This is a genomic window from Flavobacterium nitrogenifigens (assembly GCF_003254565.1).
Lineage (GTDB): Bacteria > Bacteroidota > Bacteroidia > Flavobacteriales > Flavobacteriaceae > Flavobacterium > Flavobacterium nitrogenifigens.
The window spans coordinates 12,268-35,684 of the sequence record NZ_QJRI01000164.1 but is presented as its reverse complement, the minus strand read 5'-3'; the positions used below and the strand labels follow the sequence as shown (position 1 = coordinate 35,684).

General features: G+C 34.2%; 19 protein-coding genes. 13 read left to right on the top strand and 6 right to left on the bottom strand.

The features are described 5' to 3' along the window. Positions 1 to 266: 266 nt before the first annotated feature. Positions 267 to 2,027: a peptidase associated/transthyretin-like domain-containing protein gene (locus DM397_RS04655; protein ID WP_111376424.1), complete on the top strand. Its 1,761-nt coding sequence runs from the start codon at positions 267 to 269 to the stop codon at positions 2,025 to 2,027. Between the two features lie 219 nt (positions 2,028 to 2,246). Here DM397_RS04655 and DM397_RS04650 read toward each other — a convergent pair whose 3' ends face one another. Further along, a complete protein-coding gene (locus DM397_RS04650; RefSeq protein WP_008463411.1) occupies positions 2,247 to 2,582 on the bottom strand; it encodes a winged helix-turn-helix transcriptional regulator in 336 nt (111 codons plus the stop codon). Positions 2,583 to 2,843: 261 nt separating this feature from the next. Between DM397_RS04650 and DM397_RS04645 the strand changes: the two genes are divergently transcribed. Both DM397_RS04645 and DM397_RS04640 read left to right on the top strand, forming a co-directional pair. Beyond that, positions 2,844 to 3,587 (top strand): SDR family oxidoreductase, encoded by a 744-nt coding sequence (locus DM397_RS04645; protein WP_111376423.1) that lies wholly within the window; start codon positions 2,844 to 2,846, stop codon positions 3,585 to 3,587. 280 nt (positions 3,588 to 3,867) lie between these two features. Further along, a complete protein-coding gene (locus tag DM397_RS04640; protein WP_111376422.1) occupies positions 3,868 to 5,337 on the top strand; it encodes a hypothetical protein in 1,470 nt (489 codons plus the stop codon). Positions 5,338 to 5,401: 64 nt separating this feature from the next. Here the strand turns inward: DM397_RS04640 and DM397_RS04635 are convergent, their stop codons facing one another. Together DM397_RS04635 and DM397_RS04630 are read right to left on the bottom strand one after the other, a co-directional pair. Continuing rightward, positions 5,402 to 7,591, bottom strand: a complete 2,190-nt coding sequence (locus tag DM397_RS04635) for a DNA/RNA helicase domain-containing protein (RefSeq protein ID WP_111376421.1) — start codon at positions 7,589 to 7,591, stop codon at positions 5,402 to 5,404. After that, entirely contained in the window at positions 7,588 to 7,926 is a 339-nt protein-coding gene (locus DM397_RS04630) for a nucleotide pyrophosphohydrolase (RefSeq protein ID WP_111376420.1), read from the bottom strand. Before DM397_RS04630 ends, DM397_RS04635 begins: the two co-directional genes overlap by 4 nt. 495 nt (positions 7,927 to 8,421) lie before the next feature. Here DM397_RS04630 and DM397_RS04625 point away from each other — a divergent pair, with 495 nt between their 5' ends. Further along, positions 8,422 to 9,390: a hydrogen peroxide-inducible genes activator gene (locus DM397_RS04625; RefSeq protein WP_111376419.1), complete on the top strand. Its 969-nt coding sequence runs from the start codon at positions 8,422 to 8,424 to the stop codon at positions 9,388 to 9,390. Between the two features lie 282 nt (positions 9,391 to 9,672). Here the strand turns inward: DM397_RS04625 and DM397_RS04620 are convergent, their stop codons facing one another. Both DM397_RS04620 and DM397_RS04615 read right to left on the bottom strand, forming a co-directional pair. Further along, on the bottom strand, positions 9,673 to 10,434 hold the full coding sequence (locus tag DM397_RS04620) for an alpha/beta hydrolase (RefSeq protein WP_111376418.1): 762 nt from the start codon (positions 10,432 to 10,434) through the stop codon (positions 9,673 to 9,675). Between the two features lie 104 nt (positions 10,435 to 10,538). After that, the gene (locus DM397_RS04615) at positions 10,539 to 10,955 is read right to left on the bottom strand and encodes an OsmC family protein (protein ID WP_111376417.1); all 417 of its coding nucleotides are present in this window, start codon (positions 10,953 to 10,955) and stop codon (positions 10,539 to 10,541) included. A 493-nt stretch (positions 10,956 to 11,448) separates the two neighbouring features. On the opposite strand from DM397_RS04615, the gene DM397_RS04610 reads away from it, so the two are divergent. The 8 genes from DM397_RS04610 to DM397_RS04575 all read left to right on the top strand — a co-directional run bounded on the left by DM397_RS04610 (position 11,449) and on the right by DM397_RS04575 (position 21,078). Continuing rightward, positions 11,449 to 14,031: a hypothetical protein gene (locus DM397_RS04610; protein ID WP_111376416.1), complete on the top strand. Its 2,583-nt coding sequence runs from the start codon at positions 11,449 to 11,451 to the stop codon at positions 14,029 to 14,031. A 249-nt stretch (positions 14,032 to 14,280) separates the two neighbouring features. Beyond that, positions 14,281 to 15,537: a retropepsin-like aspartic protease gene (locus tag DM397_RS04605; RefSeq protein ID WP_111376470.1), complete on the top strand. Its 1,257-nt coding sequence runs from the start codon at positions 14,281 to 14,283 to the stop codon at positions 15,535 to 15,537. 420 nt (positions 15,538 to 15,957) lie between these two features. Further along, the gene (locus tag DM397_RS04600) at positions 15,958 to 16,368 is read left to right on the top strand and encodes a cupin domain-containing protein (RefSeq protein ID WP_111376415.1); all 411 of its coding nucleotides are present in this window, start codon (positions 15,958 to 15,960) and stop codon (positions 16,366 to 16,368) included. A 342-nt stretch (positions 16,369 to 16,710) separates the two neighbouring features. Next, a complete protein-coding gene (locus tag DM397_RS04595; RefSeq protein WP_111376414.1) occupies positions 16,711 to 17,697 on the top strand; it encodes an alpha/beta fold hydrolase in 987 nt (328 codons plus the stop codon). Between the two features lie 115 nt (positions 17,698 to 17,812). After that, on the top strand, positions 17,813 to 18,223 hold the full coding sequence (locus DM397_RS04590) for an organic hydroperoxide resistance protein (RefSeq protein WP_204251873.1): 411 nt from the start codon (positions 17,813 to 17,815) through the stop codon (positions 18,221 to 18,223). A gap of 98 nt (positions 18,224 to 18,321) precedes the next feature. Next, the gene (locus DM397_RS04585; protein WP_111376412.1) at positions 18,322 to 19,056 is read left to right on the top strand and encodes a DUF1223 domain-containing protein; all 735 of its coding nucleotides are present in this window, start codon (positions 18,322 to 18,324) and stop codon (positions 19,054 to 19,056) included. Positions 19,057 to 19,313: 257 nt separating this feature from the next. After that, positions 19,314 to 20,330 carry a sensor histidine kinase gene (locus DM397_RS04580; protein WP_111376411.1) on the top strand — a complete coding sequence of 339 codons (1,017 nt, stop codon included), beginning with the start codon at positions 19,314 to 19,316 and terminating at the stop codon, positions 20,328 to 20,330. Continuing rightward, on the top strand, positions 20,311 to 21,078 hold the full coding sequence (locus tag DM397_RS04575) for a LytR/AlgR family response regulator transcription factor (RefSeq protein ID WP_095929122.1): 768 nt from the start codon (positions 20,311 to 20,313) through the stop codon (positions 21,076 to 21,078). The genes DM397_RS04580 and DM397_RS04575 overlap by 20 nt, the downstream gene beginning before the upstream one ends. Positions 21,079 to 21,444: 366 nt before the next feature. On the opposite strand, the gene DM397_RS04570 is transcribed toward DM397_RS04575, so the two are convergent. Continuing rightward, positions 21,445 to 21,843 (bottom strand): DoxX family protein, encoded by a 399-nt coding sequence (locus tag DM397_RS04570; RefSeq protein ID WP_111376410.1) that lies wholly within the window; start codon positions 21,841 to 21,843, stop codon positions 21,445 to 21,447. Between the two features lie 637 nt (positions 21,844 to 22,480). Between DM397_RS04570 and DM397_RS04565 the strand changes: the two genes are divergently transcribed. After that, complete coding sequence (locus DM397_RS04565) at positions 22,481 to 23,350, top strand: universal stress protein (protein WP_239457796.1); 870 nt, start codon at positions 22,481 to 22,483, stop codon at positions 23,348 to 23,350. Positions 23,351 to 23,417 lie beyond the last annotated feature (67 nt).

The following is a 23,417-nucleotide window of genomic DNA, read 5'->3' as shown; positions in this document are numbered from 1 at the left end:
CAAAATGTAGACCGCTAAGTTAGAGAAAAATGCTGAAAAATAAGGGGTAAAATCGTTCACTTTTGGTCTTTATTGTGATACTTTTTATGTGTAAAAATTACGCTTATTACCGTTGTTTTTCAACTAAATCGTTGTAATACTGGTGATGCCAATTATATAAAAAAAAATATAAGAAAGGGTATTGAAAATATAGGAATTCAGGTAATTTTGAAAATGTAATCATTGGATCCAAGATTTAATACATCAAATTATTATATCCCTTTTATATGCCAAGTATAACAAAGCTTGTTTTTACAGTTATTTTCTTGATCATTTCGAGCATCTTTTTTAAGGTAAATGCTCAGTCAATATTAGAAAACGAAATATCTGTTCATGCAGACAAGAAACCATTAAGCAATGTTTTGGATTTAATGGAAGAAAAAGGAAGTTTTAGATTTGCTTATTATGGCAAACTAGCTGTAAAAGATAGTATCGTTAGCATTCATGCCGATAATAGTACCATAAAAGGAGTTTTAGATCAGTTGTTAGGTGCCAAATATGAATTTAAAGAATCGCCGGGATACATTATTGTGCGTTATGCTCCTTTAGAATTGGCTCTAGTATTGGAGAAAAATACCGTTATGAGTGACGGACAGCAAATTGTAATTGGTTATATTATAGATACAAAAACGAACAATCGCATTGAAAATGTGAGTGTATTGGAGAAAAATGCACTGATATCTACATTGACCAATAAGGATGGTTTTTTTGAACTTCGATTAAAAAATGCGCCTCAAGCCATAGAACTGACAGCCGTTAAGGAGAATTATAAAACGGTGACGATGGTGTTTCTCTCTGAAATTAAAATTCAGATGGGAGACAAAAAGAATAAAACAGATTATATTGATGGTGATTTTTCTGAAATTGAAAGATCAGGAATTGGCCGTTTCTTTATTTCTTCCAAACAAAGAATACAAACGCTCAATCTGGGCGGATTTATTTCTAAAGTTCCCGTACAGGCTTCTTTAGTTCCGAGTATTAGTACGCGAGGAATGCTGAATACTCAAATCGTAAATAATTTTTCTTTAAATATTTTGGGAGGTTATAATGCAGGAGTTCGCGGATTAGAAATGGCTGGGCTTTATAATATTAACCGTATGAATGTCGATGCGCTTCAAATGGCCGGAATATTTAACACCGTTGGAGGATCTGTAAACGGAATTCAGTTAGCCGGAATCTATAATAATGTTTTTGGCAATTTAAGAGGATTGCAGATAAGCGGTATTCATAACAGTGTGAAAGGATCGCAAATTGGATTGCAAATGAGCGGAATTTATAACAATGTGTATAAAGATTCAAAAGGACTTCAAATTGCAGGAATTAGCAACACTGTAAAGGGGTCGCAAAACGGATTACAGCTTTCAGGGATTTGCAATATTGGAAAAGACACTGTACGAGGCGCTCAAATTACAGGACTTTTTAATTACGCTAAAGAATTACAAGGAGTCCAATTTGGATTAGTCAACATTACAGATTCGCCTTCTGGTTATAGTTTTGGTCTCTTAAACTTTAAAAAAGGCGGTTACAAGAAAATCAGTGTTACAAGCAACGAAATTTCAGATATTAATCTTTCTGTGAAAACAGGAGATCATAAAATGTATACGATTTTGATGGCGGGAAGAAGTGATCGAAAAGACGAAGAAAAGCTATTTTCTTTTGGAATCGGATTAGGAAAGAACATTCCGTTAGGGAAACGCTTCACTTTTAATCCCGAATTTAGCACGCAGTATCTCTATCTAGGAAACTGGGATATCTATAATTCCTTATCTAAATTTGATTCCTCTTTTTCTTTTCAATTGTGCAAAGGTGTAGCGCTATCTGCAGGTCCTTCTTTGAATTTTTATTGGTCTGAGAAACAAGATAAATACGGTAATGCAAACACTTCGACATTTGTTCAAGATCGTACCAAACACTCTACTATAATCAAAAATAACAGTAGAGATATTCTGGGTTGGATCGGATGGAGTTTTGGATTGACTTTTTTCTAGGAATTTCTAATGATTTCCGAGCGATGTAATTATTCCCTTAATGCTTAAACTTTGACTTTCTTGTCGAATACTTTTAACCCATATAGACATAGATTTTTTTTGATCCGTAAAAAGAAAAAAAGAAACTAGTTTTTAACACATAGTAACTATGTGAATTAATGTAAGTGAAACGCCTTTTATGCACAATCTGCATCTATGTTTCTATGTGTTTAAAACAATTTAAGAATTTCGAATAATCTCCTCTCGATGTGATTTTCCCCATTTGATCATTTCTTCAATCACAGGACCAAAAGATTTGCAATAAGGAGTCGATTCATATTTCACCTGAATTTCAGCATCGCGATCTTCGGTTCTTTTAATCAGCATATTCAATTCCATTTCTTTGAGTTCTCGCGAAAGCATGCGTGTCGTAATTCCCGGAATACTGCGTTCGATTTCCCTGAAACGATGATTTCCGTTGCAGATCGAATTGATGATAGGCAAACGCCACTTTCCGCCCAAAACATGCAACGTGTCCTGAAGCGCCTGTACTTCTTCTTTCTGGTTTCTTTCCATAGTATTCATTTTTTTTCGCCACGAATGCACGAATTTTTTTTCAAAGTTTTCCCCACGAATTAGATTGATTGAATATCAATCTAATTCGTGTAATTAATCACATTTTTCGACAAAGATTATAAAAATAAATTCGTGAATTCGTGGCTATAATTTTTTCCATTGCAAAGGTTAAAATTAGTTTGGTATACTCCATGATACTGGTTACAAAGTTATACCAATTTGAATTTAAATTTGCCAAATAAATTTTAAATAATCAAAAAGATGGAAAATCTAAAAAATAAAACAGCCGTTATAACAGGCGGAAACAGCGGAATAGGTTACGCAACAGCCAAACAATTAAAGGAACAAGGTGCAAACGTAATTATTACAGGAAGAAGAAAAGAAGCCATAGAAAAAGCAGCTTTGGAACTAGGCGTTACAGCCATTACAGCAGACCAATCGAATATTTCGGATATTGAAAAACTGGCAACTCAAGTAAAAGCCGATTTCGGTTCGGTTGATATTTTGTTTATTAATGCGGGAATTGCAGGTTTAGGAACCATCGAACAAACTACGGAAGAATTGTACGATAATATTATGAATGTGAATCTAAAAGGTGCATTTTTCACTTTAAGCAAATTTATTCCGATTTTGAAAGATGGCGCTTCGGTGGTATTTCTTTCTTCGAATACTGCGAGTATGCCAGGTCCGGGATCTTCGGTTTATTCGGCGAGTAAAACGGCTTTGAATTCGTTTATGAGATCGGCGGCTTTAGAATTAGCGCCAAGAAAGATTCGTGTCAATTCGGTTAGCCCAGGACCAACCCAAACCGAAGTCATGAACAAGGTTGGTCTAGACGAAACCACCGTAAAAGGCATTATGGATGTCGTAGTAGAAAAAGTCCCGCTAAAACAAATGGGAAGGGCAGAAGATGTGGCTAAAATGGTTTCGTATTTGAGTAGTGATGCTGGGGTGTTTATGACTGGCGCGGATGTTATTATGGATGGTGGGATGAGTTTGGGGTGATTGGCTTTTGTTTGATTTAAAATGGAAAATGAGCTTGCAGAGAATGTAGGTTCATTTTTTATTTTAAATCATTAACATTTTGAAATGAAAAATACCTTAAAAAAGACTAGTGATGAAAAATGTAAAAACACGTATAACTACTTGCTAACTTATTTATTTTTATTTTATAAAATTGTTATTGCATTATAATTTAGTGTATTATGGATTTCCATAAATTAAATTAATGGAAAAAATCAATCTTTGTTTTAAATAGTAAAAGTAACAGTAAAAAATTAAGGTAATGAAAATATACTTTACAGATTTTTTTAATGTTGAAGTAGAAACATTGGAAAATTATGGAGCATTTAATATCTCTTTAATAAATGATTTGCCTCTATTTATTGATCCATTTTTGTTATTTGGAAATAAGAAAAAGGAATATCAAAATTTACATGATGATATAATTAAGTATTTAACTTTTTTAAAAGGAAAAGCAGTAACGGGAAGAAATAGAAAACAGCAAGTGCAATCATGGTATTTATTTCCTGAGGTTAAACAAAATTGGTTTGGATATAGTAAAGTTGGCAATAAAGGAAGTGGATTAGGTAAAAAATTTGGTGATGCTTTTTCTTCATCTATACATATTGTTTTTGATGATTTAGGTAAAGAAGTGGTAAATCAGACTTCTCACCTTGAAAAAGCTGGATTGTTTGAAATAGGAGTTGGAAAAGATAATATTAGTGATTTTACAACAAATTTAATTAAACAATTTTTGTTAGAATACACTGAAAAATTTTCATTGGAAAATATTGAAACTAAATTTTTACGTAAAGTTTATGTTGAGAAAGTGTTTTTTGATTATAAGTTTGAAAGATGGATGCCTAAAGAATATACTTTGCCATATATCTATGGAGATTATGTTATGCTAACGCCACGAGATTTACTAACAAAAGATGATAACTGGATAAACAGTAAAGACTTGCGAGGAAATTTTACAGGAATACTTACTGGGATACCAAATGAACAATTGAGGCACGAAGTTTTTAATTATTATTTTCAAGTTTTGCCTAAAGTCGAAGAGAATAAGAAAAATTCTCAAAAAGAAATTTCTACAGCGATTCATAAAACAATCAAGCAATTTCCTGAAGTTATAAAATATTATATTAAAATTAAGGAAGAGAATAAAGAGGGAGCTAAAAGTATTTCAGAATCAAAGGTAGAAGAAGTCGAGACTTTATTTATAAGTCAAGTTCAAAATTTTGTAGAATTATTATCAAATACTAAGTTTTATAAAATTCCAGCAAAAAGCTCTTATGCTGAAGCTTTAGATAGGATAGTATATTTAAAAAAAGTTATTGAAGATAATGATGGTTATAGACTTTTTTATATCGGTGGGGTTCCAATTAAAAGAGAAGAAGATTTACAAATTATTTATAGACTCACATGGTTTGCTTCTGATTTTGATATTAATAGAGAAACTAATAATGGTCGTGGTCCTGTTGACTACGCTGTTTCAAAAGGATCAAAGGATAAAACCCTTATTGAGTTTAAATTAGCTTCTAATTCTAAGTTAAAACAGAATCTTGAAAATCAAGTGGAAGTTTACGAGAAAGCAAACAATACGGATAAATCAATAAAAGTTATTTTATATTTTGATATAATAGAATACAATAAAGTTGTCGTAATATTGAAAGAATTGAAACTGAACAAATCACCAAATATTATTTTAATAGATGCTGGTAGAAAAGTATCTGCATCCAATGTAAAATGATGGTTTTATTTGACAAATGGTCTTTGCTTAAAAATTTAAGTTAGTCTATAATATTACATTTTATTTACAGAACACATTCAAAAATCCCAAGAACTTTTAAGTTTACCAATTCATCATTCCTTAAGTTGATGTCTTTGTAATTATCATGGTAAGAAAGAGGTTTTAAAATAATTTCTTGCTGACTCCATTGATCATTTTCAATATTTTTTTTGCTGTGATATTCTTTTATAGTATAGCCAGAACCAAAATCAGCATCTTGAATATTTGTACTTTCTACTAATACTATTTTCCCATTTCGTGAACCACCAAAATCTTTTTTAAACAAGCAATATGAACCATTTGGAATTTTTTTATTCATAGATTCGCCTTCAATTTTACATACAAAATAACCTTCCTTTACAGCAATGTTAAAAGGCAATTCAACCCAATTAAAATTTGAATGTATTTGTAAATCACTGAAACCACCTGCAGCAGCGGTAATATCAACTAAAGGAACAGAATTAACATATGGTTTCACTTCTGCAAAAGGAAGTATTCTAAAAGGAAGTTTATGTTTAAAAGTTTCAATGTTGTTTTTTAAATAATTACGTAAATTTTCATTACACGCATAAACAAAGGTTCCTTTAATTCCTCTATACATTATCGTTTTGTAAATATTGATAATGTAAACTTTTAAATCGTCTAAATTATTTATTCCATTTTTACCATATTTATCGAAATACATTTTGGCATCTACAACTATTTCTCTTGTATTTGTATCATAATCTATCTCTCTTCCAAAGATAATTCCTGTATAATTCAAGTCATACCCTTGAACAGTATGTATAGAGCCAACTTCCTGAAAAGCATTTGGTGAGTTTACCCAATCTTTTTCAGTTTGATTCCACTGAAATTGTAAGCCATCTATTTCAATATCTATTGCATCTTTATCAATTTTTGATTGCCATGGCCATGCGTATCCAGCTACCAATCTACATAAACCATGACTTTTCTCTTTTATTTTGAGTTCATTATACAAGTCATTTAAGGAATCGAAATGTATTAATTCATAATTTTCAATTTGAAAGAATTCTGCTTCTTTCCTTTTGTTATGAAGTAATTCGTCAACGAAAGAAATATAATTATTTCCTCCTTTAACTCTCATTTGTGAAGTCAATCTAAGATTTAGAGTTTGTGCATCGTTCAAAAGCTTATTAAAATGATTTTCATCAATATCGGAAGGTTTTACAGATTGAGCAGAATCGTAAAAGAAAATTTGATTTTTACTATTATTTAATATCCAGTCTAATTCATTTCCTGAATCATCTAATCCTAATTTTTGATTATTCTTTTTAAAAGCTCCCATCCAGCCAATATTTTTGTATTGTCTCAATCGATGTGCTTCATCTACGATTAACAAATCATATTTTTCATTTAGATTAAATGTTTCCGAAGGATTAATAATCATTGACGGTTTTAAGCCAGGGACTTTTCTGAAAACATTTTTTAATGACTCCCTTAAAGAAGTCATTGCAATTACTAACCCAATTTTGGCATTCGGATATTTTGATTGAAAAGATCTTATATAGCTTATTTCTCTTAATTCATCATCGTTATATTCTTCCAAATCTTCTGAAACATCAGAATGCAAAAGTTTTATTAGATATGTGGCAAGAATAGTTTTACCAGTTCCTGCGCTGCCCTTAATAAAAATTCTGTTAAACTCTTTTAAACATAGGCCATTTAAAATTTCTAAAACAGAATTGTATTGATCTTCATTTAATGATTTGTATGGTGAATATTTAAAAAGTTCAGAATTTTCAATTTCACTAAGAGATTTACTAACAATTTTATTTTCAATAAGTTTATTCCATATTTCTTTGAAAAGATCTTTATATAAATCTTTTTGGTAGTAATTGTGATTAATTAATCCGTAATTTCCATTTTGAAGTTGATAAGTACCTTCAGAAGTAATATATTGTATCAAATTTGATTCAATATCTAAAGTTGCAGATTTATTGAATTTATCACTTCCAATGATCGAAATTTTATTTAGAACATTAGACTTTTTTGAATTGCTAAGATGATTTTGAATCCTATTGTATGCATTGGTTGATTCACCTATATAGGCAATACGTAATGTTTGATTTTGAATGAAATAGACTAGTGGCCATTGGTTTTTTACCCATGGATTTTGGCTTATTTTTGATAACGAATTTTTACTAAAATCATATTGCTCAGAAATTTCAATGGACAGTTCAAATGATAAATTCATAGTTCATTATATTTCTTTGCTGTTCCTTTAGCTTTATCAACAGGATATTTTTGAGCATTCTTTTTTATCTTCTCCGAAACAATATCAAAGACATCTAAATTGTGTTTTTCAGCAAGCAAAAAAGTATATGAAAGTATATCGGCTATCTCTTCTTTTAAGTGATCTTTATTTATGTTTTCTACTTCATTATCTTTTTTCCATAAAAAAAGTTCATTTAATTCAGCAGCTTCAAGTGAAATAGCTAAAGCTAAATTTTTTGAGTCATGAAATTGTTCCCAGTCTCTGTCATTTCTAAATTGAATTAATTCTTGAATGATTTTATTGTACTTATCCATAACTAGATTTATTATGTGCAATTCTTTTTTCAAAGTATTTGGAACATTACTTTATAAAATTTGGTGGTTTATTATTTATAAAAGCAAGAGTCCTAAATTAGAAAACGATTAATATTTTGGAAGGTTTTTCAATTGCTAAAGTATCATTTTTTTAATAAAAAACTGCAATAATTCTTTAATGTACTTTGATAAATATTTAAAAGAATTAAAATTCCAACAATATGCATTAACAATAGTTTTTCTAAAACGGACAAAAAAACAAAACCCTCAATCTCCAAAAAGACCAAGGGTTTTAATTTTTTCAAAAAAAGACTTACTCCAAATCCAGATAAGGATCTAAAATTTCGGCTAGTTCATTGAGCCAATAGAAGCTGTCTCCAAGTTTGGCTGTAGCATCATTCAGAATAACCAACACAAAGTTTTTCATTAGAAACTAAAAATAAAAACGCAGCAACTTAGTATCTTAGCATCTCAGTACCTTAGAAACTAGAAAACATGACCATTCAGCAGTTAAAATATATAGTCGCTTTAGACGAAGAACGGCATTTTGCAAGAGCGGCCGAAGTTTGTATGGTAACGCAGCCCGGACTTACCATTCAGCTAAAAAATCTGGAAGAAGAAATCGGAATTAAGATTTTTGATCGGAATAAAGTGCCGTTGACACCAACCGTTTTAGGAATTGAAATTATCAATAAAGCCAAAAAGATACTTCGTGAAGTCGATGAAATTCGTGATTTTGTGATCAACGAAAAAAATCTGCTGGAAGGAGAATTGAAACTTGGCATTATTTCGACTTTATCGCCTTACTTGATTCCGCTTTTTATTCAGGCTATGAAAGAAGTGGCGCCCAAAGTGCATTTTATTATTAAAGAAGGATACACGGGACATTTAATGCGCGATTTGGAAACTGGTGCCATTGATGTTGCGATTATGGCTACGCCAACAGGAAACCCGAATTTAATAGAACATGTTGTTTTTAAAGAGCCGTTTGTTGCCTATTTAAATCAGACGCATCCTATGGCGAATGATGAATTTTACGAAATGCAGCCCGGCGACAAAACCGAACTGTTACTCCTGCATCATGAATATTGTTATAACGCACAATTGCTCGATATCTGCGGACTAAAAACATCCGATAAAATAAAGGAACAATTTACGTACGATATTAATTCGATAGAAACCTTAAAAAATCTAGTTCGAGCCCATTTAGGATTTGCGATTATTCCAAAGCTTTCTACTTTAAACGAATCTGGCGGACTTTTTAAACCTTTTAAAGAACCCGTTCCTGTAAGAGAAATAAGTCTGGTAGTTTCTGATTCTTTCTCCAAGAAATTATTACTCGAGAAAATGAATGAAGCGATCTGGAACTGCCTTCCCGAATCACTTAAAAAAGATTTCTCGTATAAGAAAATCCGCTGGAACGATTCGCCTTATTTTATAAAAGCTGTCAGTAAGTCGAGTTAAATTCCAAAATAAAAATTCCAAATTCCAATAACTGTATAGCTTGGAATTTGGAATTTTTATTTTTTACGAATCTATTCAAAAAAGAATTATATTCAGTTTTGTCATTTCGAGGAACGAGAAATCTTCGCAAGGAACTCTACAAAGATTGGCGACATTCTGTGCGGAGCTACTTGCGAAGATTTGCTTCGCTAGTTCGCTATCGCTCGGGTCTCGTTCCTCGAAATGACAAGATTATGTGAATTTATGATTATCAATTATCAATTATCAATTAACCATTCACAATTATTTACTTGCTTCAACAATCACATTCGCCACTTTCTCAGGCTGAGAAATAAATACCACGTGGCTACCTTTAATTTCAGTGATTTTTGTGTTAGAGCGTTTGTACATGGCGTACTGAATACTCGGAACAATACTTTTATCTTCAGTTGCTACGATTCCGTAAGAAGGTTTAGTTCTCCAAGCGGCTTTAGTTATTGGCGTTAAGAAACCTTGCGCATGAAAAGCACCTTGTGAAGCATACATAAAATCGGCTTGTTCTTTGCTCAAATCTCCTGCAAAACCAGCGTGAAATTTAGCTTTGTCATAATACGCAATTCCTTTTTCATCTGGAGGCAATACACCATTTTCTGGAGCTGGAGGAGCAGTCTGCAACCATTGAACAGAATTTTCGCCATTATCAGGCTGTAAAGCCGCTACGTAAACCAAAGCTGCTACTTTTGGGTGATTTCCAGCTTCTGTAATTACGGTTCCTCCCCAAGAATGTCCCACCAAAATAGTTGGTCCGTCTTGTTTGTCTAAAGCTAAGTTTGTAGCTTGAACGTCATCTTCCAAAGAACTCAACGGATTCTGAACGATCGTTACATTATAGCCTTTTTTAGTCAAAACCTTGTATAAACCTTGCCATCCAGAACCATCTGCGAATGCACCATGAACTAATACCACATTTTTAATTTTAGGACTAGTTTGTGCATTTACGTTTGTGAATGCTAAACTAAAAATTAGTACTGCGAATGCTAAAAAGCTTTTAAATATTGTTTTCATTTTATTTAGATTTTAAATTTTGAATAGAAATTCCAATTTTGAAAATTCCAAATTCCAATTTTCCATTCAGACTTGGAATTTGGGATTTTTGTATTGGGATTTATTTAAAGTAAAGTGATTGATAAAGTAATCTCCGTATTCAGTAATTTAGAAATTGGACAAATTTCTTTTGCTTTTTGAGCGGTTTGCTGAAAGTCTTCTGCTGAAATTCCAGGTACTTTTCCTGTAAGTTCTAAAGCAATTAAAGTAATAGTTCCGTCTTCAAAAGTTACTTTAGCCGTTGTATCTAAATCTTCTGGAACAAAACCCGCTTCAGATAATAAAAAGCTCAACTGCATAGTAAAACATCCAGAATGTGCCGCTGCGATTAATTCTTCAGGATTGGTTCCGACACCTTGCTCAAAACGAGTTTTAAATGATAATTGCGCATTGTCTAAAGTGGTGCTTTGTGTACTAATGGTTCCTTTTCCTTCCATTCCTGTACCTTTCCAGTTTGCGTTTGCTCTTCTTGTAAATTTCATGATTTCTATTTTTTAAAGTTATTTTTTAAGATGATCAAATCATTTCTTTGATTTTGATGAGACAAAGGTATAGGGAAGGTGTTTATTAATCAAATTAATAATTTTTAGTATTTATAAAAATAATTTATAAGTGTTGATTGGATGGAGGTTAGAATACAAAAGACTTTAAATAATAATTTTTCGAAAACTTCCTTTTGAAAATGAATGCCCTAGCCCTGATAGTAGCGGCATCCTTTTGTGGCGGGGTTCGCCACAAAAGATATAGCGGATAGCAGGAAATAGCTCCTAATCAATATCAATACTTCATTTTAGCCCACTTTACTTGTGGCAGAATACAATCTTAAATCAAGAAAAGAAGAATCATTTAGGCACTTATTTGGTTTCAAATTATAATGTGAAACAAAGTAAGCGGCCGATTTGTAGTTTTATTTATGCGGTGAAATTAATTTTATGCGAAACAATTTTATAAGACGATCGAGAAAATAAGTTTTCAATGAATAATCTAATTTTTAAATTTATGAGAAATGCTTTTCTAATACTTGGAGTTTGTTTGAGTGCAGTTTTGTTCTCGTGCAAAAAAGATAAAGATACGGAGCAGTCAAGTTCTGAAACAGCGAAGTCTGAAACTGCCGACTCTACATTAATTGCAGATCGTGGCTGGCCTCGTGAAGCGGAGAACAACGGTACAAAACTGGTTTATTATCAGCCTCAGGTAGACGACTGGAAAGATTTTAAAGAACTAACGGCTCGAGTGGCTTTTTCGCTGACTCCAAAAGACGGAAAAGAGGTTTTGGGCGTGGCTTCATTAAAAGCAGAAACTTTGGTAGACAAAGACAACCGAAGCGCTTTTATTAAAAATCTTCAAGTAACCGATATACGTTTTCCTGCTCTTGACGAAAAGAAAGTGCCTGAAATGGAAAAGCTGTTTAAAGAAACGCTGCCTCAGAGCGGAGATCCTATTTCGGTAGATCGTATTTTGGCAGATTTAAGTCATACCAAAAGTCCGGCAAAGGGAATTGCGGGTAAAAATGATCCGCCTGCGATTTTTTACAGCACGAATCCGTCGATTTTGCTTATTGTGCAAGGCGAACCCGTTTTGGTGCCTGTAGAAAAAACAGATATTCAATATGTAGTAAATACTAATTGGGATTTGTTTTTTGATAAAACTACAAAGGATTATTATTTATTGGTGGAGAATATCTGGCTGACTTCGAAAAACGTGGCGGGCAAATGGACTAAAACAACCAAATTGCCTGCGGGTTTAAGTAATCTGCCTTCGGGACAGAACTTTGATGATGTTAAGAAAATGATTCCGCCTCCGTCTTCTGGTGGAGCTCCAGAGGTTTTTTACAGCAATAAACCTGCTGAATTGATTGCCATAAACGGAAGTCCAAAGTTTGTTAAAATTCCGGGAACCAAATTGTTATATATTGACAATACCGAGAATGATATTTTTGCTGATGAAAATAAAGGTCAGTATTATGTATTATTGTCTGGAAGATGGTTTAAGTCTAAAGAACTAACTGGACCATGGAGTTATGCCAGTAATAGCCTTCCTGCTGATTTTGCTAAGATTCCAAAGGATTCTCCGCGTGCCAATGTATTGTCGTCTGTGCCAGGAACTCAGGAAGCGAATGATGCTGTAATGTTATCACAAGTTCCGACAACGGCTATTTTGAAGAAATCGGATGCTGAGGCAAAAGTAAAAGTATCGTATGATGGCGGAACTCCTCAGTTTAAACCTATTGATGGAACAAAAATGCAATATGCAAGCAATACGCAAGAGAAGATCGTAAAAGTGGGCGATTTGTATTATTTATGTTTTCAAGCGGTTTGGTTTATGTCGACTAGTCCGAATGGACCTTGGAAAACCTGCGATTCTGTTCCGAAAGAAATTTATACGATTCCACCAAGTTCGCCAGTATATAATGTCACCTATGTAACGCAAACTACAACCGATACAACAGTTGAAAGCAGTGCAACAGCGGGTTATTTAGGTGCTTTTATTATTGGTGCAACATTCGGCGCTATATTGACTTACGGTACGGGATGGTATTATCCTCCTTATATGTATTACGGCGGAATGTATCCAATTTATCGTCCGTGGCCTTATGCTTATGGAGGCGGCGCAGTTTACAATCCGTGGACGGGAGGTTATGCGGCTGGAAGACGTGTTTACGGACCTTATGGTGCAGCGGGAACTTCGGCTTGGTATAATCCTGCAACAGGAAGATATGGACGTTCTGCGAGTGTACAAGGCTGGTATGGCGGACGTACGGCTGCAAGTACATATAATCCGTGGACGGGTAATTATGCGAGAACGAATCAAGGGCATAACGCGTATGCGCAATGGGGTCATTCGGCTGCGACAAATGGAAATCAGTGGGCACAAACGGGACATATTACCACAAGACGCGGAACAGCGATTGGTTATGAAACTTCTGGCGGAAATAAAGGTGTAATTACACACAGAAGAGGCGGAGGAACTACGATTCATACCAATAACAATCTATATGCGGGTCACGATGGACATGTTTATAAAAGAGATGCCAATGGAAATTGGAGCCATTATAATAACGGAAACGGCGGTTGGACGAAAGCAGGAACTCTAGGTTCATCTAAAAAAGCGGGCGAAGGAATTCAGAATAGAGCTAACCAAGGACTTGGAGCAAATGGCGCTGGTGAACGAATTCAACGCGATAATCAAGGGCTTGGTGCAAATGGAGCAGGAGAAAGGATTCAGCGTGATAACAATCAGGGACTTGGAGCAAATGGAGCGGGAGAACGTATGCAGCGTGACAACCAAAATCTAGGTGGTGAAACCCGAATGGGTGATGGAATGCAACGAGATAATTTCCCTAAAGCAGATCAAACGCTCGGACAGCCAAATAAACCCCTTGGAGAAGCTGGTCGCCCAGATATTACAAACGATCTAGACCGTTCGGCTATGTCAAGAGATCGAGGTGAAATGCAAACCAGAAATTTCCAAAATATCCAAAGAAGCGGAGGTTTTAATGGAGGCGGCTTCGGTGGTGGCGGTTTTAGAGGCGGTGGAGGCTTTAGAGGAAGAAGATAAAAAGTCGAAAGTCAAAAGTCGAAAGTCAAAAGTCAAAAGTCGAAAGTTTAAATAAAAGTTAGTTATAATTCAGAAAAAATCAGGATGGTGGTAAAATACTAATCCTGATTTTTTTTAAAATTCTAATTTTTGAAATTGCTTCACCTGTTGGCTATCACTTGGGGCCAAATCCCAAGACAAGGAATTGGAATTTGGGATTTTATTTTTTTTTGGATTTTCTTTATATTTAACATTCTAAAAATCAGATTAATGAATTCTAACAAACTTTTACTTGGTCTTTTATTTACAGTGCAGATAGTCTTAGGGCAGACAAGTTCAGATTCTATTTTAAAACAATTTAGCAAACAGCATCAGTTTGCTAAAATGGATAGTCTTAACAGCAAAGAAAAGGGGAAAGATTATTATTTCTATAAAGGATTATATGCCAATGTCTGCAATAAACCAAAGCTTTCCAATCAGTATTTGGACAGTCTGAAAAATAGCGAACTTATAAATAGTTATGAATTTGCCAAGTTGAAAGATGATAATTATATCAAACTCTTTAGTTACAATTCTGCTTATATGGCTTCCAAAGTTTTGACCATGAAGTTTCAGCAGCGCTTTACCCAAGAAGAACTTTTGGACGAAATAAATACGCAGCAAATTTGGAAGACGTTGCGAAGTACTAGACCACAATCTATAGATAAGTTTACCAAAATTACTGTTGCTACCGTAAAAGACAAAGCGGGTTTAATTACGACAGAAGTAAAAGCAAAAGACACACTGGCTTATTTTGTTTTTGATACCGGAGCTGGAATTAGCTGTATTACAGAAAGCACAGCAAAGAAAATGGGAGTAAAAATACTTCCAGACAATAATATTTCGGTGGAGAGTTTTACGGGACAGAAAAATAAAGTCCGTATTGGTGTGGCGTCTGAGATTAATTTGGGAGAATTGAAAATTCATAACGCTGTGTTTTTAGTGTATCCTGATAAGGCTTTTACTTTTGCAGATGGGGCGTATGTAATTAACGGAATCATTGGTTTTCCAATAATAAAAGAATTAGGAACAATTACTTTTGAAAAAGATAAACTTACGTTTTCAAAAGAATTAGAATCAGGTACAAACAAAAAAAATTTGTTTGTAGACGAACTCAGAGCAATTGTAATGTTGAAATATAAAGATAAAACACTGCCGTTCAACTTTGATAGCGGTGCAAAAGTAAGTCTATTTAATAAAGCGTTTTACGAAACATTCAAAACCGATCTCGATCGTATTGGCACTTTAGAAACAACAAAATCTTCCAGTGCTGGTGCAGAAGTTGTTTCGACTGAAATATTGGTATTAAAAGATCAGCCTATATTGCTTGGAAATAAAACAATTCAGCTCCCAAAAATGGAAATTGCGCCAAAGGATTATGGCGTTTATGGCGAAGTAAACTATGGAAATATTGGTCAAGATGTACTCGGGCAATTTGAAAAGGTCGTGATTAGTTTTGATGGTAATTATTTGAAACTAGAGAATTAGAATTAACTACAGAAGAATTATATAAATCAGGATAGTAATAACATACTATACCTGATTTTTTTTGCATGCTGTTTATTTAACCGCAAAGTTCGCAATCCCGACACCTATCGGGATACGCAAGGCACACAAAGATATTTTTAGAGTTAAACTTATTAAAAGTGTTAAGAACGCAAAACTTTGTGAGAATAAAACTTTGCGACTTCGCGTCTTTGCGAGATTAAAAAACTTAGCGAGCCTTGCGTAAATCTTAGTGTGCTTTGCGGTTAATCTCTCAAACATTTCACAACTCACAACTCACACGCTGTCCATTTCACCTTGAAGTTTGTCCGTTTCACCTATTTTCTGATTTCGTATGAAGGGTTATCGAAATACTTTTGACGAAGAAATTAACAGAAAAACAAATAATTTAAATCAGAAGTTATGGAAACGAAAAAACAAAAAACATGGGTTATAATCGCAATTATCGTTTTAGGAATCATTGCCTTTTTAGTTCCGAATCAGATTACCGCGCAAGGAGTAAAACGTATCGATTTGCAAAAACATGATCTAAGTACTCCAGGAAAAGAAATGGTTCAAGCACGAATCGATTTTGACGGACATTCAGCTTTCGGCAAACATTCTCATCCAGGTGAAGAAGTGATTTACGTAGTTGAAGGTTCGCTGGAATATCAAATAGAAGATGAAAAGCCAGTGACACTAAAAGCGGGCGAAGTGCTTTTTATTCCGGCAGGTGTAGTGCATTCGGCTAAAAATAATACAAATGCTAAAGCATCAGAACTGGCAACTTATATCGTAGAAAAAGGGAAACCTATTTTGACTATGAAGAAATAGTTTCAAGTTTAATGTTTCAGGTTGCATGTTGAAGTGCGTGTGGGGTTTAACCGCAAAGTGCGCAAGGTTTTTTACCTATACGACTTTGTAAAAAAACGCAAAGAGCGCAAAGCTATATGAATAAAACTTTGCGTCTTAGCGACTTTGCGAGATTAGAAAAACCTTGCGAACCTTGCGTAAAACCTTGGCGTGCATTGCGGTTAAATTACTACAATGTAAAGCATGTCCGCTTCACCTCAAGCTTTGTCCACTTCACCTTTTTTTACCTTTTAAAACAAGCATTGTCAAGATACCTTTGACAAAGAAATTAACTGATAATCAACTAATCAAAAAATAAAAATTATGAAAACACTATCAAAAATTCTAATCGCTATTCTTTTTATGAATGCAGCTTTTACTCAAGCACAGACTTCAACAAAAAAAACAATTGAAGTAAACAGTTCTTTAGGAACTTTAAAACAAATTAATGCAGGATTATTAAACGTGGGTTATGCTGAAGCAGGTCCGTCAAACGGAACGCCTGTCATCTTGCTTCACGGCTGGCCATACGATATTCATAGTTACAACGAAGTCGTTCCGATTTTGGTGGCAAAAGGATACCACGTTTTTACACCCTATTTACGAGGATTTGGAACAACGACTTTCCTTTCTAAAGATACTTTCAGAAACGGTCAGCAGGCAGCTTTAGCAAGTGATATTATCGCTTTTATGGATGCCCTTAAAATTGAGAAAGCCGTAATTGGCGGTTTCGATTGGGGCGCAAGAACAGCAGTGGTAGTATCGGCACTTTGGCCAGAACGCGTAAAAGGTTTGGTTTCGGTAAGTGGTTATTTGGTGGTGAATTTAGAAGCAAACTTAAAACCGCTTCCTCCAACAGCTGAGTTAGGATGGTGGTACCAATATTATTTCGCAACTGAAAGAGGAAGACAAGGTTACACTCAAAACACTTATGATTTCAATAAACTAATCTGGAAAATCGCTTCTCCGTTATGGAATTTTGACAAAGGAACTTACGATCAAACCGCTCAATCTTTTGATAATCCAGATCACGTAGCAATTGTGATTCACAACTACAGATGGAGACAATCTCTAGAAGCAGGTGAATCTAAATACGATAATCTAGAAAAACGTTTGGCAGCAAAACCAGAGATTAAAGTTCCTACCATTACAATAGGAAGCGATTTTGATGGCGCTTTCGCGGATGGAAAAGCGTATGCAAACAAATTCACAGGAAAATACGAGCACAGAGTTTTAAAAGGAATCGGACACAATGTTCCGCAAGAAGATCCAAAGGCATTTGCACAAGCTATAATTGATGTTTCTAAATAATGGTGAATTGTAAATGGTGAATGGTTAATTCCTCTCACGACTTATATTTTAAACCTTACAAAAAATCAACATAAAGCATATAAAAATTTACAATTAATAATTAACAATTAATAACATGGACACAAAAATTTTATACACAGGAAAAACACACACAACTGGCGGTAGAGAAGGAGCTTCTCAAAGTTCAGACGAACAATTGAATATCAAATTAAGCGCACCGGGATCTTCGCGTCCGGGAACAAATCCAGAGCAGTTGTTTGCTGCGGGATGGTCGGCTTGTTTTATTGGAGCTTTAGGAATCGCGGCTTCTAAACTTGGGGTTCGACTTCCAGCAGAAACCGCTGTAGATGCCGAAGTAGATTTGTGCGTAACAGAAGGAGAATATTCTCTTCAGGCAAGATTAAATATAAGTCTTCCTGGAATTGATATTCAAACTGCGGAAGCTTTGGCAGCGCAAGCGCATCAGACTTGTCCATATTCTAAAGCAACAAGAGGGAATATAAACGTTGAGATTAATATTCTTTAAAAAGAGTTTTAAGTTATGAATTATGAGTTGATTAGAGAACTCAACTCTCAACTAACCTGACAGGTTTTGAAAACCTGTCAGGTTTAATAAATGTAATTATGAGAAAGATAAAAATTTTAAGTGGATTTGTAATGTTGTTTCTTTTAATTGGAAACAGCGTTTTTAGCCAAAACAATTCAAAAGGTTTTGCACTTTTAGAATTATATACTTCAGAAGGCTGTTCGAGCTGTCCGCCAGCAGATGAATTGCTGGGAAGAATTCAGAATGAATACCGTGATAAAAACGTTTATGTATTGGCGTATCATGTGGATTATTGGGACAAGCAAGGCTGGAAAGATATTTTCAGTAATGCCGATTTCACCAAAAGACAATACGATTACGCTCAATTTCTAGGAAAAGAACCAATCTACACGCCTCAAGTAATCATTAACGGAAAAACAGATTATATCGGTTCTCAGGAAACGAGTCTGCGAAACGGGATTAAATCGGCACTTTCTAAACCAACTTTAGCGAGTTTAAATTTAGAGGCAAGTCAAAACGCTAATTCACTTTCTGTAAATTACAATGTAGAAGGCACTTCAAAAAATAGTCGACTATTGCTTGCAGTTGTTCAGAAAGAAGCTAAAAGCAATGTAAAAAGAGGCGAAAATGCCAACAGGGTTTTAACGCATTATCAAATTGTTCGTAATCTGCAATCTGTAGATTTAAATAAAATAAAAAAAGGAACAGCGACAATTTCTCTTCCTAAAAATTATAATGCACAGGATTTCGAAATTATTGGCTTTGTTCAAGATATGAATTCAGGCGCTATTTTGGGAGTTAAGAGAGCTTAGTTTTAGTATTAAAATATTCTCTAGCAGATTTGGGAGATTATGCAGATAAAAAAATCCGCTAGATCTGCTAAATCTGCGAGAGAAATTTACTCATTTCACAAAAAAAGAGGATAAAAACTTTGCGACTCCGCGTCTTTGCGAGATTAAAAAAGGAAATCGAAATTATCTGCAAAATCTGCTAAAATCCTATAAAATCTGCATGAAATCTTTTTCAAATAAACCTATCTTTGATTCTAAGATAACAAACCAATTACAATATGGAAAAAACAAAACGTTTTCAGGTTTCGCTCAAAGTCATTTGGGGAAGTTCGATTGCATTGGCAGTTATGGCTTCGATACCTAAATTATTTGATGCCGATTCTACACCTGGAGACCTTATTATAAATTCTTCGATTACACTGTTGTTTTCCCTTTTTATATGGTATTACAACATTTACAGTTTACCAAAATTCTCTGCCAATCATGCCAATAAAAGCCTCTTTAATTGGAAACTTTTATTGAGTGTTATTCTTGGGATTGTCTTGATGGTGATTCTGGTAATTGCGCATCAGGAACTGTTTCAGGTTTCAAAAATGGATGCGCCAATCATGTTCGAACTTCGAGGAGTTTTAATCAACTTGATTGTGTATATGTTTCTGCATCTGCTTTTTCAAAACTATCAAACGCAGCAAATGGGAGTCGAACTAGAACGCACCAAAGCCGTAAATCTCGGCGCGCAATACGAATTGTTGAAACAGCAGGTTAATCCGCATTTTTTGTTTAATAGTTTGAATACGCTGAAATCTATGGTTGATATTCAAGATCCGCAGAGTTCAGATTTTATTTTGAAATTATCTGATTTTTATCGATTTACACTAGAAAGCAGAAAAATGGATTTGATTCCGCTAAGCGAGGAACTTCAGATTTTAGATTCGTACGTTTATTTGCTGAAAGCACGTTTTGAAGATGGATTTGTTTTAGAAAACGAAGTAAATCCAAAACAGTACGATTCGGCAATTCCGCCTTTTACTCTGCAGTTATTAATCGAGAACTGCATCAAGCACAATGTTGTTTCTTTAGAAAAACCTTTAAAAATAAGACTTTATACAGAAAACGAATTTTTGGTTGTCGAAAATAAAATACAGCTCAAAAGAGGCGCCGTGTCTACAGGTGTTGGTTTAGATAACATCAATCAACGTTTTATGCACTTGATTCACAAAGAAATTGAAATTGACAAGGACGAAACTACCTTTAAAGTAAAAATACCACTTAATTATGACTATCATAATAATTGAAGATGAAGTAAAAACGGCCAAAGCACTTGGTCAGCTAATTCTGAGCATCAGACCCGATGTTCAGATTTTGTCGTATATACAAAGCATTGATGGCGCAGTAGATTATCTTTTAGAAAACGATCAGCCAGATCTTATTTTTATGGATATTCAGCTGGCAGACGGTCAGTGTTTTGAGATTTTTAAGAATGTCGAGGTTTTGTCGCCTGTCATTTTCTGCACTGCTTTTGATGATTATGCGATCGAAGCTTTTAAGTCAAACGGAATTGATTATGTTTTAAAACCTTTTTCGAGAGATAGTATTTCACAGGCTTTAAAGAAAGCGGGTGAACTGAAAAACTTTTTTCAGAGAAATAAAAAAGCAATGCCCGATTTTGATTATTTGCTTACGCGAAATGGAGAAAATAAAGGGAAAAGTAGTTTTTTAGTTTTTAAAAACAATAAATATCAAACGGTTTTAACGGAGAATATTGCGTTTTTTTTCATTAAAAACGAAACGCCGACAATTATGACTTTAGACAAAAACGAATATCCGTTAACACAGTCGTTAGATGAAATTCATAAGCTTTTGTCGCCAATTCAGTTCTTTAGAATCAACAGACAATATTTGGTTAATTTTTCGGCCATTCGAGAAGCAGAGCATTATTTTTCCCGCAAGATAATTGTAAAGCTAAGTGTTCCCACAGAAGAAAAATTATTGGTTGGAAAAGAAAAAGCAACTGCATTTTTAAGCTGGTTAGAAAACCGATAAAGCCAATTAATTTATCTTTTCTCAGATAAACTAATTGGCTTGATTTTATAATCCAGGAAACATAAAACAGCTTATAAAGAACAAAGCTGAAAGTATAAAACAGAGAAGTAGGATAATCTTTTTCATTGGAAAGAATTAGGTTTAAATAAAAATTTTAAGAGGCTGTTTTAGCCTCTTTTTTAAGCTTCAGAGAAGCGAAATATTTATAGCAAAGAATAGTGTTGTCATTATAAAGCTCCAGAGGAGCGACATTTTTTTACAAGCTAATATATTCCGCTCCGCTGGAGCTTTTATTCAATTGTCTTAATCGAATTCTATAAATATTTTGCTCCTCTGGAGCACTTTTGTAAAATGATTTCGACTTCCTTACAAGTTTTCTGAAGATGGAGTGTAAGTCGCTGTATACAATTTTCTATACATTGCATAAGTCACACTTACCATTACAAAAGCAATGACAGCATCGGTTGCAGCACCGAAACCTAAAACGGCAATTTTTGAAAAGAAAGCAAAGATGATATCGAAAAATACGCCTGCGAAAACCCATTCTTTCAATCGTAATAATTTGTTCGGAATTAAAAGCGTAATGACACCGGCTACTTTAAAAACACCAAGGATATAAATAAAATGTGCTGGATAACCCAATTGTTGTGTAATTCCCCAAACTAATGGATTGTTTGTAAGTTCAAAGAAACCGCTTGCGCCAAACCATAAAGAAGTTAATACTGCGCCTGTCCAATAGATAATTTTTGTTGTTTTTGAGTTCATGATTTTGATATTTAAAGTTATTTAACGGTACAAATGTGCGTTGAAAGCCTTAAAAATGAAATCGGAATCTTGGTGAAACGGACAAACTTTGGGATGAAATGGACAGAGAGCGAGTTGGTGTTTTTTACCGCAAAGAGCGCAAGGTATTTTTTGAATTTGATTGTGCCTTAAGTCCGCAAAGCTTTGTGTGCAAATATTGTGGTTTTTAATCTCGCAATCCCGATAGCTATCGGGAGCAGAGTCGCAAAGGTTTATTTCACGCAGATTTTAAATGATTTAAGCAGATAAGCGCAGATTTTTTTTAAGGCTTAAAAATTAAAATCTGCTAAAATCTGCAGGATCTGCGTGAAACAAAATCCTTTTAATCTTATTAATCCGTGGCTTTAAAAGTATAATCCTTAGTGACTTTGCGAGCAATTTAAACCAGCTTTATACAGGCAGCTTTGCGACCTTTGCGTTTTCATAAATCCCAAAGAGTAAAAATCCTTGCGTGCTTCGCGGTTAAATCACAACTGCATTTTATCGTTTTTAAAGTAAGAAACAAAAAAGGAAAGCCTGTTTTTTCAGGAATGATATTTTACGGTTGGGGCGTAAAAAATGATTATTCAGTGATATAAAAATGGTTTAAAGCATTTAAATGAGCAATTTTGCAAGAAAGCTTAATTACTATTTTATGATTTCACCTCTTACTATAATCGCCGCGACTAATTTTTCTGATATTGCTAATAATGCCGTTGCTTATGCAGCAGGGCTTGCAAGAGCTACTGGCGCAAAATTGGTTTTATTTAATTCGTTTTCTTTGAGTGTGCACAGCGCAAACTCGCATATAACTGCAGACGCAATGCAAAAGCAGATAGATAGAGCAATTGCTAAGCTTGAAAATTTAGCAAAGGAGACGGGCGATTTGTTTAGAATTGAAACTGCAGCAATCTGTACGTATTCTTTTTTAGAAGACGAACTTCCAAAAATTATTAAAGAAACAAATGCAGATGTTGTGGTGATGGGAATGGCGGAGCGTTCTTTTGAGCAAGAATTATTAGGAAATTCAACTACAACGGCGATTAAAAATTTGCAGATTCCAGTTTTGGCCGTGCCTCAAAATGCGCGTTTCCTTAATATAAGAAAGGTTTTGTATGCTTGCGATAGTTTGAGTTTTTCGGCTATTAAAAAATTCAGCTGGATAAAAAATGCTTTAGGAGATTTTGAAGCCGAAATTGAATTTTTTACCGTAGACGACAAGTTGGATGATTTGAAAGAAGAACAGCATAGAATTTTGATGAATTCGAATCTCGAAAAAGAATTTGAAGACGTTAAATATCTTTATAAAACGGTAAGATCGAATGCTGTTATTAACGAAATCAGGAAAGAAATTAAGAATTACAAGGCTGATTTGCTGATTATGGTGCCTCAAAAATACGGTTTTTGGGATTCTTTGGTTCACAGAAGTAAAACTAGGGTTCTGGCAGCAGGACTTGAGATTCCATTATTGTCGTTTCCGAATTATTAAAGATTGATTTGATTTAAAAATAATGATATAAAAATTAAGAGGTTTTTTTGAAGAAATAGTATCAAAA

What these genes read in the sequence shown, in the direction of transcription:
- DM397_RS04655 (WP_111376424.1), top strand. Translation starts at nt 267, where the DNA reads ATGCCAAGTATAACAAAGCTTGTTTTTACAGTTATTTTCTTGATCATT.
- DM397_RS04650 (WP_008463411.1), bottom strand. Translation starts at nt 2,582, where the DNA reads ATGGAAAGAAACCAGAAAGAAGAAGTACAGGCGCTTCAGGACACGTTG.
- DM397_RS04645 (WP_111376423.1), top strand. Translation starts at nt 2,844, where the DNA reads ATGGAAAATCTAAAAAATAAAACAGCCGTTATAACAGGCGGAAACAGC.
- DM397_RS04640 (WP_111376422.1), top strand. Translation starts at nt 3,868, where the DNA reads ATGAAAATATACTTTACAGATTTTTTTAATGTTGAAGTAGAAACATTG.
- DM397_RS04635 (WP_111376421.1), bottom strand. Translation starts at nt 7,591, where the DNA reads ATGAATTTATCATTTGAACTGTCCATTGAAATTTCTGAGCAATATGAT.
- DM397_RS04630 (WP_111376420.1), bottom strand. Translation starts at nt 7,926, where the DNA reads ATGGATAAGTACAATAAAATCATTCAAGAATTAATTCAATTTAGAAAT.
- DM397_RS04625 (WP_111376419.1), top strand. Translation starts at nt 8,422, where the DNA reads ATGACCATTCAGCAGTTAAAATATATAGTCGCTTTAGACGAAGAACGG.
- DM397_RS04620 (WP_111376418.1), bottom strand. Translation starts at nt 10,434, where the DNA reads ATGAAAACAATATTTAAAAGCTTTTTAGCATTCGCAGTACTAATTTTT.
- DM397_RS04615 (WP_111376417.1), bottom strand. Translation starts at nt 10,955, where the DNA reads ATGAAATTTACAAGAAGAGCAAACGCAAACTGGAAAGGTACAGGAATG.
- DM397_RS04610 (WP_111376416.1), top strand. Translation starts at nt 11,449, where the DNA reads ATGAATAATCTAATTTTTAAATTTATGAGAAATGCTTTTCTAATACTT.
- DM397_RS04605 (WP_111376470.1), top strand. Translation starts at nt 14,281, where the DNA reads ATGAATTCTAACAAACTTTTACTTGGTCTTTTATTTACAGTGCAGATA.
- DM397_RS04600 (WP_111376415.1), top strand. Translation starts at nt 15,958, where the DNA reads ATGGAAACGAAAAAACAAAAAACATGGGTTATAATCGCAATTATCGTT.
- DM397_RS04595 (WP_111376414.1), top strand. Translation starts at nt 16,711, where the DNA reads ATGAAAACACTATCAAAAATTCTAATCGCTATTCTTTTTATGAATGCA.
- DM397_RS04590 (WP_204251873.1), top strand. Translation starts at nt 17,813, where the DNA reads ATGGACACAAAAATTTTATACACAGGAAAAACACACACAACTGGCGGT.
- DM397_RS04585 (WP_111376412.1), top strand. Translation starts at nt 18,322, where the DNA reads ATGAGAAAGATAAAAATTTTAAGTGGATTTGTAATGTTGTTTCTTTTA.
- DM397_RS04580 (WP_111376411.1), top strand. Translation starts at nt 19,314, where the DNA reads ATGGAAAAAACAAAACGTTTTCAGGTTTCGCTCAAAGTCATTTGGGGA.
- DM397_RS04575 (WP_095929122.1), top strand. Translation starts at nt 20,311, where the DNA reads ATGACTATCATAATAATTGAAGATGAAGTAAAAACGGCCAAAGCACTT.
- DM397_RS04570 (WP_111376410.1), bottom strand. Translation starts at nt 21,843, where the DNA reads ATGAACTCAAAAACAACAAAAATTATCTATTGGACAGGCGCAGTATTA.
- DM397_RS04565 (WP_239457796.1), top strand. Translation starts at nt 22,481, where the DNA reads ATGAGCAATTTTGCAAGAAAGCTTAATTACTATTTTATGATTTCACCT.